At 55.2% G+C, this 277-nt stretch carries 1 rRNA gene; it reads left to right on the forward strand.

Annotated elements, in window-relative coordinates:
- Nucleotides 1–13 precede the first annotated feature (13 nt).
- Nucleotides 14–277 (forward strand): 16S ribosomal RNA (locus tag AK963_RS30865); the annotation flags it as partial.

Here is a 277-nt window from a genome sequence, read left to right on the forward strand (position 1 = left end):
GACACAACGATTTAAACTGAAGAGTTTGATCATGGCTCAGATTGAACGCTGGCGGCAGGCCTAACACATGCAAGTCGAGCGGTAGCGGGAGGAGCTTGCTCTTTGCCGACGAGCGGCGGACGGGTGCGTAACACGTAGGAATCTGCCTGATAGTGGGGGATAGCCCGGAGAAATCCGGATTAATACCGCATACGCCCTACGGGGGAAAGGAGGGGACTCTTCGGAGCCTTTCGCTATCAGATGAGCCTGCGTCGGATTAGCTTGTTGGTGGGGTAAA

The organism is Endozoicomonas atrinae (genome assembly GCF_001647025.1).
GTDB classification, from domain to species: Bacteria; Pseudomonadota; Gammaproteobacteria; order Pseudomonadales; family Endozoicomonadaceae; genus Endozoicomonas; species Endozoicomonas atrinae.